This window comes from Sulfitobacter sp. SH22, from assembly GCF_965641905.1.
Lineage (GTDB): Bacteria > Pseudomonadota > Alphaproteobacteria > Rhodobacterales > Rhodobacteraceae > Sulfitobacter.
Genome location: NZ_OZ282573.1, coordinates 1,039,400 through 1,057,759, shown reverse-complemented (window position 1 = coordinate 1,057,759; position 18,360 = coordinate 1,039,400). Strand labels below are relative to the sequence as shown.

21 protein-coding genes are annotated in these 18,360 nt (G+C 57.5%); 13 read left to right on the top strand and 8 right to left on the bottom strand.

Going from position 1 to position 18,360, the window contains the following annotated elements; genetic code table 11:
- Positions 1–2 precede the first annotated feature (2 nt).
- From gmk to phoB, 9 genes are all read left to right on the top strand, one after another.
- Positions 3–644 (top strand): guanylate kinase, encoded by a 642-nt coding sequence (gmk, locus tag ACSQ13_RS07165; RefSeq protein ID WP_176249101.1) that lies wholly within the window; start codon positions 3–5, stop codon positions 642–644.
- Positions 641–1,162, top strand: a complete 522-nt coding sequence (locus ACSQ13_RS07160; protein WP_295508970.1) for a gamma carbonic anhydrase family protein — start codon at positions 641–643, stop codon at positions 1,160–1,162. The genes gmk and ACSQ13_RS07160 overlap by 4 nt, the downstream gene beginning before the upstream one ends.
- A gap of 3 nt (positions 1,163–1,165) precedes the next feature.
- The gene (locus tag ACSQ13_RS07155; RefSeq protein WP_176249099.1) at positions 1,166–2,221 is read left to right on the top strand and encodes an ATP-binding protein; all 1,056 of its coding nucleotides are present in this window, start codon (positions 1,166–1,168) and stop codon (positions 2,219–2,221) included.
- 157 nt (positions 2,222–2,378) lie between these two features.
- On the top strand, positions 2,379–3,419 hold the full coding sequence (locus ACSQ13_RS07150; RefSeq protein WP_295508966.1) for a substrate-binding domain-containing protein: 1,041 nt from the start codon (positions 2,379–2,381) through the stop codon (positions 3,417–3,419).
- Between the two features lie 115 nt (positions 3,420–3,534).
- Positions 3,535–5,031, top strand: coding sequence for a phosphate ABC transporter permease subunit PstC (gene pstC / locus ACSQ13_RS07145; RefSeq protein ID WP_295508963.1), 1,497 nt, complete (start codon positions 3,535–3,537; stop codon positions 5,029–5,031).
- Positions 5,028–6,365 (top strand): phosphate ABC transporter permease PstA, encoded by a 1,338-nt coding sequence (pstA, locus tag ACSQ13_RS07140; RefSeq protein ID WP_176249097.1) that lies wholly within the window; start codon positions 5,028–5,030, stop codon positions 6,363–6,365. Before pstC ends, pstA begins: the two co-directional genes overlap by 4 nt.
- Before the next feature lie 16 nt (positions 6,366–6,381).
- The gene (gene pstB, locus ACSQ13_RS07135; RefSeq protein ID WP_295508959.1) at positions 6,382–7,179 is read left to right on the top strand and encodes a phosphate ABC transporter ATP-binding protein PstB; all 798 of its coding nucleotides are present in this window, start codon (positions 6,382–6,384) and stop codon (positions 7,177–7,179) included.
- 4 nt (positions 7,180–7,183) lie between these two features.
- Positions 7,184–7,891, top strand: a complete 708-nt coding sequence (gene phoU, locus ACSQ13_RS07130; RefSeq protein WP_176249095.1) for a phosphate signaling complex protein PhoU — start codon at positions 7,184–7,186, stop codon at positions 7,889–7,891.
- A gap of 3 nt (positions 7,892–7,894) precedes the next feature.
- Positions 7,895–8,584, top strand: a complete 690-nt coding sequence (gene phoB, locus ACSQ13_RS07125; RefSeq protein WP_295508955.1) for a phosphate regulon transcriptional regulator PhoB — start codon at positions 7,895–7,897, stop codon at positions 8,582–8,584.
- Positions 8,585–8,717: 133 nt separating this feature from the next.
- Here phoB and ACSQ13_RS07120 read toward each other — a convergent pair whose 3' ends face one another.
- Both ACSQ13_RS07120 and ACSQ13_RS07115 read right to left on the bottom strand, forming a co-directional pair.
- Positions 8,718–9,710, bottom strand: coding sequence for an IS30 family transposase (locus ACSQ13_RS07120; RefSeq protein WP_295510153.1), 993 nt, complete (start codon positions 9,708–9,710; stop codon positions 8,718–8,720).
- 140 nt (positions 9,711–9,850) lie between these two features.
- On the bottom strand, positions 9,851–10,675 hold the full coding sequence (locus ACSQ13_RS07115) for an FkbM family methyltransferase (protein WP_295510156.1): 825 nt from the start codon (positions 10,673–10,675) through the stop codon (positions 9,851–9,853).
- Positions 10,676–10,806: 131 nt separating this feature from the next.
- Between ACSQ13_RS07115 and ACSQ13_RS07110 the strand changes: the two genes are divergently transcribed.
- Together ACSQ13_RS07110 and aroQ are read left to right on the top strand one after the other, a co-directional pair.
- A complete protein-coding gene (locus ACSQ13_RS07110) occupies positions 10,807–11,208 on the top strand; it encodes a rhodanese-like domain-containing protein (RefSeq protein ID WP_176249092.1) in 402 nt (133 codons plus the stop codon).
- Positions 11,209–11,262: 54 nt separating this feature from the next.
- Positions 11,263–11,700 carry a type II 3-dehydroquinate dehydratase gene (aroQ, locus tag ACSQ13_RS07105; protein ID WP_176249091.1) on the top strand — a complete coding sequence of 146 codons (438 nt, stop codon included), beginning with the start codon at positions 11,263–11,265 and terminating at the stop codon, positions 11,698–11,700.
- Positions 11,701–11,787: 87 nt separating this feature from the next.
- On the opposite strand, the gene tsf is transcribed toward aroQ, so the two are convergent.
- Both tsf and rpsB read right to left on the bottom strand, forming a co-directional pair.
- Positions 11,788–12,663, bottom strand: coding sequence for a translation elongation factor Ts (tsf, locus tag ACSQ13_RS07100; protein WP_176249090.1), 876 nt, complete (start codon positions 12,661–12,663; stop codon positions 11,788–11,790).
- A 125-nt stretch (positions 12,664–12,788) separates the two neighbouring features.
- Positions 12,789–13,658, bottom strand: coding sequence for a 30S ribosomal protein S2 (rpsB, locus tag ACSQ13_RS07095; RefSeq protein ID WP_176249089.1), 870 nt, complete (start codon positions 13,656–13,658; stop codon positions 12,789–12,791).
- A gap of 361 nt (positions 13,659–14,019) precedes the next feature.
- On the opposite strand from rpsB, the gene ACSQ13_RS07090 reads away from it, so the two are divergent.
- Positions 14,020–14,514: a GAF domain-containing protein gene (locus tag ACSQ13_RS07090; RefSeq protein WP_295510167.1), complete on the top strand. Its 495-nt coding sequence runs from the start codon at positions 14,020–14,022 to the stop codon at positions 14,512–14,514.
- A 2-nt stretch (positions 14,515–14,516) separates the two neighbouring features.
- Here ACSQ13_RS07090 and ACSQ13_RS07085 read toward each other — a convergent pair whose 3' ends face one another.
- From ACSQ13_RS07085 to ACSQ13_RS07075, 3 genes are all read right to left on the bottom strand, one after another.
- On the bottom strand, positions 14,517–15,350 hold the full coding sequence (locus ACSQ13_RS07085; protein ID WP_176249087.1) for a lysophospholipid acyltransferase family protein: 834 nt from the start codon (positions 15,348–15,350) through the stop codon (positions 14,517–14,519).
- On the bottom strand, positions 15,347–16,111 hold the full coding sequence (locus ACSQ13_RS07080; protein ID WP_176249086.1) for a GNAT family N-acetyltransferase: 765 nt from the start codon (positions 16,109–16,111) through the stop codon (positions 15,347–15,349). The genes ACSQ13_RS07085 and ACSQ13_RS07080 overlap by 4 nt, the downstream gene beginning before the upstream one ends.
- A 63-nt stretch (positions 16,112–16,174) precedes the next feature.
- Positions 16,175–16,378 (bottom strand): DUF3553 domain-containing protein, encoded by a 204-nt coding sequence (locus ACSQ13_RS07075; RefSeq protein WP_176249085.1) that lies wholly within the window; start codon positions 16,376–16,378, stop codon positions 16,175–16,177.
- A 29-nt stretch (positions 16,379–16,407) separates the two neighbouring features.
- Between ACSQ13_RS07075 and ACSQ13_RS07070 the strand changes: the two genes are divergently transcribed.
- Positions 16,408–17,004: a histidine phosphotransferase family protein gene (locus ACSQ13_RS07070; protein WP_176249084.1), complete on the top strand. Its 597-nt coding sequence runs from the start codon at positions 16,408–16,410 to the stop codon at positions 17,002–17,004.
- Positions 17,005–17,010: 6 nt separating this feature from the next.
- Here ACSQ13_RS07070 and ACSQ13_RS07065 read toward each other — a convergent pair whose 3' ends face one another.
- On the bottom strand, positions 17,011–18,288 hold the full coding sequence (locus ACSQ13_RS07065; RefSeq protein ID WP_176249083.1) for a glutamate-5-semialdehyde dehydrogenase: 1,278 nt from the start codon (positions 18,286–18,288) through the stop codon (positions 17,011–17,013).
- Positions 18,289–18,360 lie beyond the last annotated feature (72 nt).

Genomic DNA, 18,360 nt, shown 5'->3' with positions numbered 1-18,360 from the left:
CCATGAGCGACCGCCGCGGCCTTTTGATCATCCTCAGCTCGCCCTCGGGGGCGGGGAAATCCACCCTTGCACGCAAGCTGCGTGACTGGGATGCATCGCTGCAATTTTCCGTCTCGGCCACCACCCGCGCGCCGCGTGTGGGCGAAATCGACGGCAAGGATTACTTTTTCACCAACGAAGACAAGTTCCGCAGCATGGTCAATGACGGCGAGATGCTGGAACACGCGCGGGTCTTTGGCAATTACTACGGCTCGCCCAAAGGGCCGGTGCAAAAATCTATCGACAATGGCCGCGACGTGTTGTTCGACGTCGATTGGCAGGGCGCACAGCAAATCAGCAATTCGGCGCTGAAACAGCATGTCTTGTCGATCTTTATCCTGCCGCCTTCGATCAAGGAACTGCGCCGCCGCCTTGAAACCCGCGGTCAGGACGATGCCGAAACCATCGCCTTGCGGATGGAGAAAAGCTGGGACGAGATCAGCCATTGGGATGGCTACCATTATGTTTTGATCAACGACGATCTGGTCGATACCGAGGCCCGGCTGAAGGCGATTATCACCGCCGAGCGTTTGCGGCTTTCACAACAGCCAAATCTGGTGGATCATGTTCGCGCGTTGCAAGCTGAATTCGAGGAAACGAAATGACCCTATATGCCCTGGCCGATTTGAGCCCCACCGTAGATGCCGATGCCTGGGTGGCACCCGATGCAAATGTGATCGGCAATGTCATGCTCGAGGCCGGATCGTCGGTCTGGTTCGGCTGCACCCTGCGTGGCGATAACGAGCTGATCAAGGTCGGCAAAGGCAGCAATGTGCAGGAAAACTGTGTGTTTCACACCGATCCGGGCTGCCCGCTGACCATTGGTGAAAATTGCACTATCGGTCACAAGGTGATGCTGCATGGCTGTACCATCGGGGATAATTCGCTGGTCGGTATGGGGGCTACGATCCTGAACGGGGCCAAGATCGGCAAGAATTGTCTGATCGGGGCAGGGGCGCTGATTACGGAAAACAAGGTGATCCCTGACGGGTCGCTGGTCATGGGTGCGCCGGGCAAGGTCGTGCGCGATCTGGATGCGGCTGCCATTGCCGGTCTGACCGCCAGCGCGCTGCATTATCAGGAAAACGCCCGCCGGTTCCGCCGCGATCTAAAGCCAGTCTAGCACATGGCGATCCGCCCGCTTTTGCCTGATCTGCTGGCGGCTTTGCCTTTGCCGACCCTTGCAATTGACCGTGCGGAACGGATTGTTGCGATGAACGCGGCGGCGCAGGCCCTTGTCGGGGCCGCCGCCTTGGACCGCCATTATATCAACGTCTTGCGCCAGCCCACGTTGGTGGATGCGGTGGAACAATGCCAGCGCGATGGCACCCCCCGCGAGGCCCATTATCTGGCCACTAACGGCGGCAATGACACGCGGTTTCAGGTCCATGTCAGCAAGGTCGCCGGCACCGATTATGTCTTGCTCAGCTTTCAGGACATTACCCAAGTGACCAAGGCCAGCCAGATGCGCCGCGATTTTGTGGCCAATGTCAGCCATGAATTGCGCACGCCGCTGACCGCGCTGATGGGGTTCATCGAAACCCTGAGCGGCCCGGCACGCGATGACGCGCCCGCCCGCGACCGTTTTCTGGGGATCATGACCGGAGAGGCGGAACGCATGAACCGTCTGGTGGGCGATCTTTTGTCCCTCAGCCGGGTCGAATCCGAAGAACGCCTGCGGCCCACGCAAAAGGTCGATCTGCGCTATGTGGTGCAATCGACCTTGCGCAATCTGAACCCCTTGGCGGTCGAGGCTGACGTGACGCTGGTATCTCGCATGGCCGATGATGAACTGCCGTTGATCGGGGATTCGGACCAGCTTTTGCAGGTGTTCACCAATCTGATCGAGAACGCGATAAAATACGGTGGCAAGGGCAAAACCGTCGAGGTTGACGTGGAAACCACCCTGCGTGATCCGTCGTTGCGCGGACCTGCGGTGCGGGTGACGGTCACAGACCACGGCCCCGGCATTGACCCGTTGCACATCCCGCGCCTGACCGAACGTTTCTACCGCGCCGACAGCCACCGCAGCCGTGCGCTTGGCGGTACGGGGTTGGGGTTGGCGATTGTGAAACACATCCTGAACCGGCATCGCGGACGGCTGAAAATCACCAGCGAGCTTGGAAAAGGCAGCCAATTCACGGTTATCCTGCCTTTGGACATGCCTTTGGGGGCTGCATAAGCTGCATCAGGCGCAGCGGGGCCGTGAAATCTTTTTGATTTCTTGCCATGTCATAAAACTGTAACACTGGTGTCACAAAAGCCAAACGTAGCCCCCGTAGTGCTGCACCCAGATCACCATGGGGGTGGTCAAGAATTCAAAGCTGACAGGAGACATCATGTCGCTCGTTAAAATCACTACATCCGCTCTGGCCATTTCCGCCGTTTGTGCAACGGCTGCCGTTGCCCGCGATCAGGTACAGGTTGCCGGTTCTTCCACCGTTCTGCCCTATGCGTCCATCGTCGCCGAAGCGTTTGGCGAAAACTTTGATTTCCCGACACCGGTCGTTGAATCCGGCGGCTCCTCGGCGGGTCTCAAGCGGTTTTGCGAAGGCGTAGGCGAAAATACGATCGACGTGGCAAACGCATCGCGTCAGATCAAATCCTCCGAAGTTGAAGCCTGTGCCGCCAACGGCGTGACCGACATCATCGAAGTGCGCATCGGCTATGATGGCATCGTGTTTGCATCCGATATCAATGGCAACACATTCGAATTCACACCCGAAGACTGGTACAAAGCGCTGAGCGAAACCATCGTTGTTGACGGTGCAATCGTGCCAAACCCCAATAAGAACTGGAACGAAGTCAACGCGAGCTTCCCTGACCAGCCTATCCAGGCCTATATTCCGGGCACCAAGCACGGCACACGCGAAGTATTCGAGGAAAAAGTGATCCTGGCCGGTTGTGAAGCCACAGGTGATTTCGACGTGTTCAAGGCGGCCAATGGCGACGACAAGAAAGCCGCCGAGAAAGCCTGTATCGCGATCCGCACCGATGGCACATCCGTGGACATCGACGGTGACTATACAGAGACCTTGGCCCGCATCGAGAGCAACAAAGACGGCATCGGCGTATTCGGTCTGGCGTTCTACGAGAACAACACAGACAAGCTGAGCGTTGCGACAATGAGCGGCGTCGAGCCAACCGTCGAAAGCATCTCGACCGGTGATTACCCTGTATCGCGCCCGTTGTTCTTTTACGTCAAGAAAGCGCATATCGGCGTTATCCCGGGCCTGAAAGAATACGCTGAATTCTTCGTTGCCGATGAAATCGCGGGCCCTGATGGTCCTTTGGCTGAATACGGCCTTGTGTCCGACCCGGAGCTGGTCACAGTTCAAGAAACAGTTGCAAATGAAACTGTTTTGGGCGGCGGTTCCTAAACTTCTTTGAAATGACCCGGAGGAGCGTTACTGCTTCTCCGGGCTGTCTGCTGCTGACTGCCAAGATTTGAAATACGACAACCCGTTCTAGACGGGTACGACCGGGGGGCCATACGTGAGCAACTTTCTAAATGTGGCACCAACCACGCTGCTGGTTCTTGCGGTTCTGATCCTGACCGGCATTGCCTATGTTTCCGCGCGCAGCCGCGCGATGTCATCGGCCGGGGGCGACGCCCGAAAACTGCATTCCTTGCCCGGCTACTATGGCTATAACGCCGCGATGCTGACGGCGATCCCGGCCTTGTTCGTGCTGGTGATCTGGATGCTGTTGCAGCCAGTGCTGATCCAGAATGCCGTGATTGAAATGATCCCTTCCAGCGCTGTGTCCGAAGGGTCTTCGGTCAATCTGGTGATGAGCGATGTGCGCCGCGTGGCCGACGGGTTGAATGGCGCGGTCAAGTCCGGCGCGCTGACGGCGGATGCGGCCAAGGCCCTGACGGCGGCGGATGACGTGCGCTCTGTCCTTGCGGGGACGGGGGTTGCTTTGGGGTCGGATGTCACCGCCGAGGTACTGGCCGCCGCACAGCGCTACCGCGGAATGCAATCGACGGGGCAAGTGCTAATGACCGCAGTCGTGTCATTGATTGCGATTGCCGGCTTGCTGATCGCATTGCGCGCAACCACCAAAACATTCCGCGCCCGCAATATGGTCGAACGCTTTGTCCTGAGCCTGCTGATCGTCGCGGCGTCACTGGCGATTTTGACAACCGTTGGGATCGTGTTCTCGATGCTGTTCGAGACAATCAATTTCTTCAAGCTGCACCCGTGGCAGGACTTCTTTCTTGGCTCCAAATGGGCCCCGAACTTTCGCGGGGATAGCGATCTGTCGATCCTGCCGCTGCTGTGGGGCACGCTTTATATCTCGATCATCGCGCTGCTGGTGGCGGTGCCCATCGGGTTGTTCGCGGCGATCTATCTGTCGGAATATGCCAACAGCAAAGTCCGCGCCGTGGCCAAACCGCTGCTGGAGATCCTCGCCGGTATTCCTACAATCGTCTATGGTCTGTTCGCGCTGCTGACGGTGGGGCCGTTTCTGGTCAACCTGTTCGGGCGTGGCGAAGACGGCATTCTGGGCGTCGACTGGATGAGCGGGGCCACATCGGTGCTGACCGCCGGTCTGGTCATGGGCATCATGCTGATCCCCTTTGTGTCCTCGCTGAGCGACGACATCATCAACGCGGTGCCACAATCCTTGCGCGACGGGTCATTCGGGCTGGGTGCCACCCATTCCGAAACCATCCGCCAGGTGGTGCTGCCAGCGGCGCTGCCGGGCATCGTGGGGGCGATCTTGCTGGCGGCCAGCCGTGCGATTGGCGAAACCATGATCGTGGTGCTGGGGGCAGGGGCCATCGCCCGCATATCGCCGAACCCGCTCGAGGCGATGACGACCATCACCACCCGCATTGTCAGCCAGTTGACCGGCGATACCGACTTTGCCAGCCCTGAAACCCTTGTGGCCTTTGCCCTTGGCCTGACGCTGTTTGTGCTGACGCTGGGGCTGAATGTGCTGGCGCTTTATATCGTGCGCAAATACCGGGAGCAGTACGAATGACCGACATGCCAAACGCGACGCCAAAGAATTCGCTGCTGCGTCAGGACGCGCGCACCGTCAAACGCAACCGCGCCGAAACCCGTTTCAAGGCCTATGGCATTGCCGCGATTTCGGTGGGCCTGCTGATGCTGGTGATCTTGCTGGTGACCATCATCGGCCGCGGGACAGGTGCGTTTCAACAGACGTTTCTGACGCTGGATGTGCAATTGCTTGAGGCAAAGCTGGACAAAAAGGGCAACCGCGATCTGCAGGACATCAAAAAGGTGTCGACCTTTGGATACGCCCCCCTGATGGCTGCCGCGCTAGAAAAAAAGGTCGCTGAAAGCGCTGTCGAGAGCGATCTGAAACCCAAGGAAATGGCCGCGTTGCTGTCCAAGGACGCCGCCGCCCAATTGCGCGACTTTGTGCTGGAAAACACCGATCTGATCGGGACGTCGGTTCAGTTCCGCTTCCTGACCAACAGCCGCGTTGACGGATATATGAAGGGGCGTGTGACCCGCGAAAGCATCGCCAACGACAAGAATATCAACGCCGCTCAACTGGATCTGGTCGATGCGCTGGTCAAGGACGGTGCCCTGGAAAAGCGCTTTAACCTTGCGTTCATCACCGGTGCCGACGCATCCGATGCCCGGCCAGAGGCAGCTGGCATGGGCGTGTCGATGATCGGGTCGCTGTTCATGATGCTGGTGGTGCTGGCGCTGGCGCTGCCCATCGGCGTGGCCGCGTCGATCTATCTTGAGGAATTCGCCCCCAAGAACCTGATCACCGATATCATCGAGGTGAACATCTCGAACCTCGCGGCGGTGCCGTCGATCGTGTTCGGTATTCTGGGTCTGGCCGTGTTCATCAACTACATGCATTTGCCAAACTCCGCCCCCTTGGTGGGCGGGCTGGTGTTGACGCTGATGACCTTGCCCACGATCATCATCTCGACCCGTGCATCGCTGAAATCCGTCCCGCCCAGCATCCGCGATGCGGCGTTGGGGGTAGGGGCGTCAAAGATGCAGTCGGTGTTCCACCACGTGCTGCCCTTGGCCGCACCGGGCATTCTGACGGGAACGATCATCGGTCTGGCGCAGGCCTTGGGTGAAACCGCGCCCTTGTTGTTGATCGGTATGGTGGGCTTCATCGCATCGAACCCGCCAGACGGGATCGCATCGGGGCTGATGGACCCGAACTCGGCCATGCCAGCGCAGATCTATGAATGGGCCAAACGTGCCGACCCTGCCTTCTATGAGCGGGCCTGGGGCGGGATCATCATCTTGCTGGTGTTCCTTGTGACCATGAACGCCATTGCCGTCATGCTGCGGCGCAGGTTCGAGCGGCGCTGGTAGAATGGGCGGTAAGGCTATGAAAGATAACTATATTCCGGAGGTCGACGTGACGACAGACAAGATCAAAATCTCGGCCCGTAACGTACAGGTCTATTACGGCGAAAACCACGCCATCAAGGATGTCTCGGTCGAGATTCAGGATAAGACGGTCACCGCCTTTATCGGCCCGTCCGGCTGCGGCAAGTCGACGTTCTTGCGCTGTATCAACCGGATGAACGACACGATTGATATCTGCCGCGTCGAAGGGGACATCCTGATTGATGGCGAAGACATCTATGACAGCAATGTCGACCCCGTACAGCTGCGTGCCAAGGTGGGGATGGTGTTCCAAAAGCCGAACCCGTTCCCGAAATCCATCTATGATAACGTCGCTTACGGCCCACGCATCCACGGTCTGGCCCGCAACAAAACAGAGCTGGATGAAATCGTTGAACGTGCGCTGAAACGGGCGGCGATCTGGAACGAGGTCAAAGACCGCCTGCAAGCGCCCGGTACGGGCCTGTCAGGCGGGCAGCAGCAGCGTTTGTGCATCGCCCGCGCCATTGCGACCGAACCCGAAGTGTTGCTGATGGACGAGCCCTGTTCGGCGTTGGACCCGATTGCCACCGCACAGGTCGAAGAACTGATCGACGAGCTGCGCCAGGATTATTCGGTGGTGATCGTAACCCATTCGATGCAGCAAGCCGCGCGTGTCAGCCAGAAAACCGCGTTTTTCCACCTCGGACATCTGGTTGAATACGGCGAAACAGACAAGATTTTCACATCGCCCGAGGACCCTCGGACGGAAAGCTATATCACAGGCCGGATTGGATAATATCATGTCAGATCAACACATTGCCTCAGCTTTTGACCGCGATCTGGAAGCCGTACAAGCGCAGATCATGAAAATGGGCGGCATGGTCGAAGACGCCATCCGGCTGGCCGCACAATCGCTTGAAACCCGCGACGAAGAACTGGCCGCACAGGTGCGGGCAGGGGACAAGGCCATTGATGCCCTCGAAGAGCTGATCAACGAACGTGCCGCCCGCATCATCGCCTTGCGCGCGCCCACAGCGATTGATTTGCGTCTGATCCTGAGCGTGATCAAGATCAGCGCCAGCCTTGAACGCATTGGCGATTATGCGAAAAACATGGCCAAGCGGAATACGGTTCTGGCGCAACTGCCCGAAGTCAGCGACAGCACCGGTGCGATCCGGCGGATGTGCAAAACCGTCGAGGCGATGCTGAAAGACGCGCTGGACAGCTATGTGCAACGTGACGCGGCCTTGGCGATGGATGTGATCGCGCGCGACACCGATGTTGACCAGATGTACAATGCGCTGTTCCGTGAATTCCTGACCTTTATGATGGAAGACCCGCGCAATATCACGTCGTGCATGCACCTGCATTTCATCGCCAAAAACGTGGAACGCATGGGTGATCTGGTCACGTCGATTGCCGAACAGGTCGTTTATCTGGTCACGGGCACGCATCCCGACGAAGACCGGGTGAAAGCCGACGATACATCGACCCAGCTCAAGGGGTAGGTCATGTCGGTGGCGCAGCCTCAGATCTTGCTGGTCGAAGACGAACCGGCACAGCGCGAAGTTCTGGCCTATAACCTGTCGGCCGAGGGGTTCGAGGTTCGGCGCGCCGAGAATGGCGAAGAAGCGATGCTGCTGGTCGCCGAAGCCTTGCCCGATCTGGTGATCCTGGACTGGATGATGCCATTGCTGAGCGGCATCGAAGTTTGCCGCCAGCTGAAAACCCGCGAGGATACGCGCCATATCCCCGTGATCATGCTATCCGCGCGATCCGAGGAAGTGGACACCGTGCGCGGGCTTGAGACGGGCGCGGATGACTATGTGGTCAAACCCTATTCCATGCGCGAGTTGATGGCGCGTGTACGCACCCAGTTGCGTCGTGTACGGCCTTCGACAGGGGGTGCGCCGCTGAGCTTTGACGACATCACCCTTGATCCCGAAACCCACCGAGTGAGCCGCGCCGACCAGCCGTTGAAACTGGGGCCGACAGAATACCGGTTACTGGTGACATTTCTGGAAAGACCGGGCCGCGTGTTCAGCCGCGATCAATTGCTGGATCACGTTTGGGGCCGCGACATCTATGTTGATACGCGCACCGTTGACGTGCACATCGCGCGGCTGCGCAAAGCGTTGACCCAGAATGGTGGCAATGATCCGATCCGCACGGTGCGCGGTGCAGGGTATGCGTTAGGGTAAGCCCGCAAGGCTTTGATCTGAATATATAAAACTAAGTGCGTCTAGCCGTGTGATGCATGACGGGATTGCATCAAACAGGCTGCACGTATTTGCGGGGTGGGTGGATTCTCAAGGGTCGTTGCGACGGTTTCCGCTATCTCAGTTTCATCAGTTCTTCTCTGAAGGCTTCGGTTGGGGTGCGCCATCCTAGACACTTTCTGGGGGTGCCGTTCAAGCGATCACAAATCGACTTCATGTCCCGATTTGTTAGCGTGGCCACGGGCGCGTCACGTGGCAGATATCGACGCGCTCGCTTGTTCAGGTTTTCCACTGAACCCTTTTGCCAAGGTGATTGTGGATCACAAAACCAGGCCTCTGTTCCGATCACTGGCTTGAGTTCACGCCAGTTCCTGAACTCAATCCCACGATCAAAGGTGATGGATTTACGGGCTGGCTGGGGAAGGGGTTCCATCACGCCCATGAGCCGGTTCATCAGATGCGTCGTGCTGCGGTCGTTGTTGCGGAACAGGACGGCAAAGCGCGTCTTGCGTTCGACCAATGAGGCGACGTTCATCTTGCCTTGAGCACGCTCGAAGATCATCAGATCACCCTCCCATTCGCCAAACGTCTCGCGGGTATCAACGTAGTCTGGTCGTTCATGGATGGATCGATCCGGTGGAAACACAAGGCCACGTGGCTTACGCGAATGATGCGGTCTTCGTTTCTTGCGGCGGTTTGGCAGGTAGCGGGCAAGTTCTCTGGATTGGCCATCGGGGCCGTAAACGTAGGCATAGATCGTCTCATGGCTCACGCGCACGGTCTGACCCTCGAAGTACAATCGGCCTGCGATCTGTTCGGGTGACCAACCTTCTTTGAGCTGTTTGATCACAGCTTTGCGCAACCCATCCAGGCGTACCAGTTTGCGACGGCGCGCGCGTCGATCCGTGGCATAGTCCTGCGCGTTAACTCCATAATACCCATTCAGATAAGGGATATCTTCATCGTTGTAATAGTTGCGCTTGATCTCGCGGTAGACTGTGGATCTATGCCTGCCAATCTCAGCCGCGATTTCACCGACTGACATTTTAACATTCAACATATCCTCGATCGTGCGCCGTTCACGCAGGTTTAGCTCTGTATGGGCCATCTTTCATTCTCCTTGCTTTCCAGCAAGATAGGGGAAATTTCGCAACCCAGTATAGAATGTGCCGCTGGTGGTTGGAAGTTACTTATAATCAGTATTATGTAATGTAAGGGGATGCTAAGCCCGCGCTGATTAACCTTACCTTATGCATTAGCTTCTGGTGTGAAGCTCTTGATCCTGTTTATAAAACCGCCTTTTATGTCTGCCAATTTCTGTGACTTGATAAGCGCCCCGTTCACAAAGATCACGTTATGCTGTGTCGGCATATACTCACTGTCGCGCAAGAACGGATAGAAACCCAGATCGGCAAATTGTTTGGCGACATGCTCTACGGTTTTTTGTCCTTCGAACCGTTCGACGCGTTCCACCTCGGCCATGGCGAACAGGCATTTGGGCAGCGCGGTCTTTGCGCCATCCAGCAATTGGCTCAGCGCCCCTTCGACGTCGATCCACAAGGCAGCGCGCGTGTCCGTCAATGACGGCAGATATTCCTTGAACGCGGCTTCGTTTTCCAGATCGTCAAAGGTGATGCCCGGCACTTCGACTTTTTTCGTGCGGCCGAAATCAAGATTCAACAGGATCGAGTTCGACGTCTTTGTGTGGCCGCGTTTGCGGTCGCGGTCTGAATCGCTCAGCACCAGATTCAACGGGCCTGTTTTATCGGTCAGCGCATAGTTCAGGTACAAAACGCCGACATCCTCGGCCAGCGGCCCGAATTTCGCATAGTTAAACGGGTTCGCCTCAATCGCGACGGCTTTGCGGCCTTCCTGGGCGCGCACAAAGCGTTTTGATGTCGGCGCACGGTGCGCGCCAAGTTCAAGGATGCATGTGACGTCTTCCAAAGCGATCATTTCATGGAAAACGCGAACCAGTTCCTGATTGGAAAACTGCCGGAATGCGCGGTCGTATCTTTCTACCATATCGTTCTGGAGCGCGAATTGATCTGCCTCGAAAGCGGGATAGTTCATCTGCTGTGCATTTCCTTGTCTTTACGTCCTGTGATCTGCTGTCATAGTCCACAACACCGCTGCCAATGCAATGTTTTCGCAGGTTTTGGTGCGGGTTTCAGCCCAGTTGATCTGCCTTGAGAGGATAAAGAATGACCAGATTAAAAGTAACGGCTGCGCAGATGGTGGATGCTGCACGCGCCCGGATTAACGAGGTCGAAACCCCCGATCTGATCGCGATGATCGACGCCCCCGATGTGGTGATCGTTGATTTGCGCGACATCCGCGAACGCCAGCGCAGCGGCTATATTCCGGGCAGTTTCCATGCGCCACGCGGCATGATCGAATTCTGGATCGACCCCGAAAGCCCGTATTTCAAGCCGGTTTTCGGCGAGGATAAGGCATTCGTCTTTTACTGCGCGTCGGGCTGGCGGTCGGCCATCACCACCGCGACCCTGCTTGATATGGGGTTCGAGGCGGCACATCTGCGCGAGGGGTTTTCGACATGGGAAAAACACGGGGGACCGGTCGAATTCCCTGAAAAGAAAGACTAAACAGGGTTTCGCGCCTGTGATAGGCGTGCGGCACAACGATAAAAGGCATGGCACATGACATCTATTCTGATCCTGAACGGACCAAACTTGAACCTTCTTGGCACGCGGCAGCCAGCGGTTTACGGCTCAACCACTTTGGCAGACGTCGAGGCCATGTGCCGGACCCACGCTGACACGCTTGGCTTTGCGCTTGGGTTCGAGCAATCGAACCATGAAGGTGTGTTGATTGATCTTATTCACGCGGCCAAAGGCACCCATGCCGGGATTATCCTGAATGCGGGTGCATATACACATACGTCGATGGCGTTGATGGATGCGATTTCGTCGGTTGAACTGCCGGTGGTCGAAGTCCACCTGAGCAATATTCACGCCCGCGAGGCATTCCGTCACAAATCCTATATCGCGCCCGTTGCATTGGGGCAGATTTGCGGGTTCGGGGCACAGGGCTATGTGATGGCGTTGGATGCTCTGAAAGGGCATTTTGCCAAGTAATCGGCTGATCTGAAACGGAAAAAGCCCGAAACGAAAAAGGCGGAAGCGCATCTGCGCCCCCGCCCCTCAATCTTGGTATCGGATTGCTTAGCCTTTGGCGGCTTTTGCAACTTCTGCCGCGAAATCTTCTTTGACGACTTCGATGCCTTCGCCAACTTCCAGACGTACGAAACCTGTGATGGTCGCGCCGGCTTCTTTTGCAGCGGCACCAACGGTCAGATCAGGGTTCACAACGAATGCCTGGTTCAGCAATGTCACTTCGGACATGTACTTTTGCATACGGCCAATGATCATCTTTTCGATCACGGCTTCTGGCTTGCCGGATTCGCGTGCGATGTCCATCTGAACCTGCTTTTCCTTCTCGACAACTGCCGGGTCCAGATCTGCTTCGGACAAGGACGCAGGGTTAACAGCGGCGATGTGCATCGCGATCTGTTTGCCAAGCGCTTCGTCGCCGCCGGTCATTGCGACCAGAACACCGATTTTGCCCATGTTAGGTGCAGCAGCGTTGTGCACATAGGATACAACAAGGTCGCCATCGAGCGACTGCATGCGGCGCACCGACATGTTTTCGCCGATTGTCGCGATTGCGTCTGTGATGACGGTCGAAACGGGCTTGCCGCCCATGTCGGCCGCGTTCAGCGCGTCAAGGTCGGAAACGTTGATCGCAACATCTGCGATTCCGGAGACCATTTTCTGGAAATCAGCGTTCTTGCCAACAAAGTCGGTCTCGGAGTTAACTTCGACTGCAACACCGTGGCCGCCTTCGACTTTAACCGCGACCAGACCTTCAGCAGCAGTACGGCCGGATTTTTTGGCCGCTTTGGCCAGACCCTTGGTCCGCAGCCAGTCAACGGCCGCTTCCATGTCGCCGTCTGTTTCAGTCAACGCCTTTTTGGCGTCCATCATGCCTGCGCCGGTGGAATCGCGCAGTTCTTTGACCATGGATGCTGTGATTGCCATCGCTTTGGTTCTCCTTGAATTGGGATGATACGAGGGGCAGGTGATGCCTGCTCTCATGTCTCAAAAATGATTGGTGTGTTTGGCGGGCAGAGAATGGTCCCCTGCCCGCCTGTCAGCACAGTCTCTTAGGACTTAGCTGCTTCAACAGTGTCCTGCTTGGATTCGATGTCCAGTGGTGCATCTGCGCCCATTGCATCGTTGGAAACAGTTTCGGAAGATGCTGCGCCGACTTCAACGCCTCCGCCGATCAATGCTTCTTCTACAGGTGCTTCTTCCATTGCGCCGATGTCTACACCAGCTGCACCCAACTGAGCGGACATGCCGTCAAGTGCTGCACGTGCTGCAAGGTCGCAATACAGGCCGATGGCGCGTGCCGCGTCGTCGTTGCCCGGGATGATGTAGTCGATGCCGTCTGGCGAACAGTTGGTGTCGACAACCGCAATAACCGGGATACCCAGTTTGTTGGCTTCGGCGACTGCCAGTGCTTCTTTTTTCACGTCGATGACAAAGATCAGGTCAGGACGGCCGCCCATTTCGCGGATACCGCCAAGGGATGCTTCCAGTTTGAACTGGTCACGCTCCATGCCAAGACGCTCTTTCTTGGTCAGGCCGGTAAAGCCGTTTTCGGACTGCTCGTCGATGGACTTCAGACGCTGGATCGACTTGGAAACAGTCTGCCAGTTGGTCAATGTGCCACCCAACCAGCGGTGGTTCATGTAATACTGTGCGCATTTTTCGGCGGCATCGGCGATAGGCTGTGCGGCCTGACGCTTGGTCCCGACGAAAAGAATGCTGCCGCCTTTGGCGACGGTGTCACGGATGACCTGCAGGGCCTGGTCCAGCATTGGAACAGTCTGTGTCAAATCCATGATGTGGATGCCGTTACGCGCGCCGTAGATGTACGGACCCATACGTGGGTTCCAACGCTGCGTCTGGTGGCCGAAGTGTACGCCTGCTTCAAGCAATTGGCGCATGGAGAACTCTGGAAGAGCCATGTCTTTATACCTTTCCGGTTTTGCCTCGTCGGGGGTCTCGATCCCTGGTGGGACCAACCGGCGGACGTTCAAGGATTTCTCCCTCAAAGGCCCAACCCCGACTGCGGGTTTAAGTAGCGCGCGTATAGGCCGGAATTCTGCCATGTACAAGGGCTGTTTCCGGGCGGCTGGCTTTCTCGGGTGAAATATACACGCGTTGATGGGATCTATTGCTGCGCTTCTAGGTAGAGTTGATCTGCGTCAAAGATTTCGGGGACCATAGCCTGATACCGGTAACGGGTCGCACTCGCTTGCGGATGGAGTGGCTAAGAAAGGAGTGTCCTTTGGATCATCAGACCCCCCCCCTTTTTTCCAAGAAGATATGCAAACGGCGGACGGGATCATCGGGCCATTCGCCAGCAAGGTGCAAAATATCTTTGGGGCAAAGGGAATATCGATCAACGACCGTCTGTTGATGGTGCTGCTTACGGCCTGTGAAACGCTGCGGATGGACCATGCCTGTGTCACGCAGGTCAAGGACAAGCAGCTCACGGTCCTTTGTGCGACCTCGTCCGAGATATTCCCGCTGCATGTCGCGCTCAGGGATATCGCGAAGTATACGACCGGGCTGGTTCTTGCGCGAAAATCACTGGTCGTGCTGGAGAAGACAGCGGCAACCCCGATCGAAAAGCCGGTCGATCTGACCGGACAAAGCCCGGGCCGCTTTCTTGGGGTGCCCATTTTGTTTGACGGCGCGGTATGGGGCACGGTCGAGCTGTCAGGCACCGCGCAAAACCGGAGATTTACCAGCGATGAGATCGCTTTGGCCGATGTTCTGGCCACGGTTCTGGCTGTGCCTGTGGCGCTGCTGACCTGATCCTAGCCGCGCCCCATATCTATCTGGTGCCCCTGCCGGACCAGCGTTTCGCACGCCAGTGCCAGTGTCTTGCGGTCGGTGAACGTGTTTACCTTCAGCGGCGGATGGTAGCGGGTTATGACGGTGCCGTGGTCCTTGGCTGCCAGTGTCGCCAACAGATGCGCGCCAAAGGTCATATCCCCCCACCAGCCATAGAACCGGTCATCGGACCCGTCGGGCGTTGTATAGGTGACGCTGACGGGCTGTATCCAGATCACGTCGCGCAGCTCGGGGGCCATGAATGCCTGAAACAGGGTCGTCTTGAAGGGCAAAACCTGCTGGCCGTCGGTGCTGGTGCCTTCGGGAAAGAACAACAGCCGGTGATTGTGCAAAAGCCGCTGCTGGAAAACCTCGGTCTGTTCGCGGGCGCGTTTGGGGTTGCGTTCGATAAACACGGTACCCGTGGCGCGGGCCAGCCAGCCAATTCCGGGCCAACCGGCGACCTCGGATTTGGCGACGAAATAGATGCGCTGGCTGGCGTTGAGCGAGAAGATATCCAACCAGCTTGCGTGATTGGCAACAACCGCGCCGGGATGCTGCATGGCGGACCCGATCCGGCGGCGGCGCAGCCCGATGATCCAAAAGGCCGTGCGGCAAACCGATTGGGTCAGATGCGGCGTGACCGGTCTTTCTTGGCCGAACAGCGGGCGTTCGATCAGGCGCAGCAGCAGCAAAATGAACAGCCCAAAGAAAACAACAGCCCCCAACAGCAGCCCGCGCAGCATAACCCGCAGCCATCCCATCGGGCCGATCCGGTGTTCCGGCAGGGTTTCAGTGCCATCCCAACGTGTGCTCATTTCGGTGCTCCGCCATAGATTCGGGCCTGTCTGTCGTTCAGTTTGGTCGTGTCCATGATCAGGCAGACATCGGTGGTGTTAAAGGCGTGATCAATAAAGGCCCCGTCCCCGACGCAGCCGCCAAGGCGCAGGTAGGCCTTGATCAGGCTGGGCACCTGAAGCATGGCCTGGCGACGGTCCAGCTGGGCGGCAGGGATCATGTCCATGTTCTGATAGGCGTCCTCGCGGGCGCGGACCCGCAGCTCTGGCGGGGCGAGATGGTTCTGACACAACAGCGACAAGGGCTGCGCGAGGGCTGACAGGTCGGTTCCATGAAAACTGGCCACACCGAACAGGATTTCGATCCGGTGTTGTGCAACATATTGGGCAAGCCCGGACCAAAGGTAATGCATGGCGGCCCCGCCCCGGTAATCGCGGTGCAGACACGAGCGCCCCAATTCAAGGATCTGCCGGCCAGAGCGTTTGAGCAGGGTCAGATCATATTCGTTTTCAGAATAGAACCCCCCGGCCTTTTCAGCCGCCCCTGCCCGCAAAAGACGATAAACGCCAACCACTTGGCCGGTTTTCTTGCAGGTCAGGATCAGGTGGTCGACAAAGGCATCATACTGGTCTTTCTCGAGCCTTTGATCATGGTCGACCAAAGGCCCGCCAGCGCCCAGTTCAGACACGAACACATCATAGCGCAACCGCTGTGCGGCGTGCAGCTCGGACGGTGTGCGGGCCAGCCCGACCTCGAAATTTGCGTTTTTTTCAATGATCATCAGGTCATTCCTTGGTCGCGAGGTGACCGAAACCCCGTCGGTCTGCCAGCCTTGCCGGTGATATTAACCGTTTGCTAATGAAGACCTGCCATCAAACACAGGAGTCAAACCGACCCGAAAGCTGTCTATGACCATTTTGCCCTCGCTTCGAAAGTTCACTGTTAACTTGCCATCTATGTTACTTTGGACCTGTCCGACACCCCAGTCCGGATGTTCGGGATGGCGAACTAACATGCCCGGCGTCAATATGGCGTTAAGATCATCCATGGGCGGTCCTTTAGCAGGGTGGGCAAAAAATGCCTGAGTCAGAGATCGAATTCGCAGCCTTGATTGGCAGCCGCATCTGTCATGATCTGATATCGCCCATAGGCGCTGTCAACAATGGCTTGGAACTTCTTTCCATGACCGGTGTCAGTCCCAGCCCGGAACTGGCCTTGATCGGGGACAGCGTTGACAGTGCCAGCGCGCGCATCCGGTTTTTCCGCGTGGCATTTGGTGCGGCGGCAAACCAGATGCTTGGAGCGGGCGAAATCAACGCGATTTTGCGCGACTATTATCGCGGCAGCAGATGGTCGGTTGAATGGGCACCGGTTGACCCGCAAAAACGCATAGACGTCCGGATGTGTTTTCTGGCGTTGCTCTGTCTGGAAACCGGCATGCCCTATGGCGGGTCAATCCGGGTCGAAACATCCGGTGACAGGTGGGTTTTGCGCGGGCAGACGGAAAAGCTGAACATTGATCCCGATCTTTGGGCGGTTCTGGCCACGCCGACATGCAGCATCAAACTGTGTCCGGCGCAGGTGCAATTCGGGTTGCTGCCCGTCCTCGCTCGCGACGCCGGGCAGCAGATTACATCGAATATCTCACAGACCGAAATTACCCTGTCGTTTTAGACCCGCCTAGCCGCGCACGGTGCCGTCACCGCGCACAAGGTATTTGAACGAGGTCAACTGCTCTGCCCCGACAGGGCCGCGCGCGTGCATCTTGCCTGTGGCGATGCCGATTTCCGCACCCATGCCGAATTCCCCGCCATCGGCGAATTGCGTTGATGCGTTATGCATCAGGATTGCTGAATCCAGCCGGGTCATGAACTTGGTCGCCGCGGCATCGTCTTCGGTGATGATGCAATCGGTGTGGTTGGACCCGAATTCACGGATATGCGCGATGGCACCGTCGATGTCGGGCACGGTTTTGGCGGCGATGATCATATCAAGATATTCGTGGCCCCAGTCGTCCTCGCTTGCAGGAACGGTGCCTTCGATCTCGGACAAGGGGGCTGCGGCGCGGACTTCTACGCCAGCATCGATCAGTGCCTTGATCACACCCTTGCCGATGGTACGGGCAACTTTTTCATGGATCAGCAGACATTCGGCCGACCCGCAAATGCCCGTGCGGCGGGTTTTCGCGTTCAACACTACCTTGAGCACTTTTTCAGGGTCGGCGTTTTCATCAATATAGATGTGCACGATCCCTTCGAGATGGGCAAAGACCGGCACGCGGGCCTCGCGCTGGACCAGCCCCACCAAACCCTTGCCGCCACGTGGCACAATCACGTCAATCGTATCGGTCATGGTCAGCATTTCGCTTACGGCGGCGCGGTCACGGGTGGGCACCAGCTGGATCGCGTCCTTGGGCAGGCCCGCCGCCTCAAGACCGCTTTGCAAGGCCGCGTGAATGGCGCGCGAGCTGTGGAAGCTTTCGGACCCACCGCGCAAAATCACCGCATTGCCCGCCTTGAGACACAAGGCACCGGCATCGGCGGTCACGTTGGGGCGCGATTCATAGATCACGCCGATCACCCCCAAAGGGGTGCGCACGCGCTGGATATGCAGGCCGGAGGGTTGATCCCATTCGGTCAACACCTCGCCCACAGGGTCCTTTTGCGCGGCAATGCTGCGCAGGCTGTCTGTGATCGCCTTGATCCGGTCCTCGTCCAGCAAAAGCCGGTCCATCATCGCATCTGACAGGCCCTTTTCACGGCCATAGTCCATGTCTTGCGCATTGGCGGCCAGAATATCGGCACGCGCGGCCCACATGGCGTCGGCGGCGTTTTCAAGGGCGGCTTGTTTCTGTTCGGCGCTGGCAAAACCAAGGGTCGCGGCGGCCGCTTTGGCGCGGCGGCCAATCTCTGCCATCAACGCGGGAATGTCGGATGTCTGTGTCATGTCCAAAGTCATAGTCTCAGATCTACTTTTATTCATTTCGGGTAAAGCACTACCTAAGGCCTTCGGCGAGGATTTAAAACCATT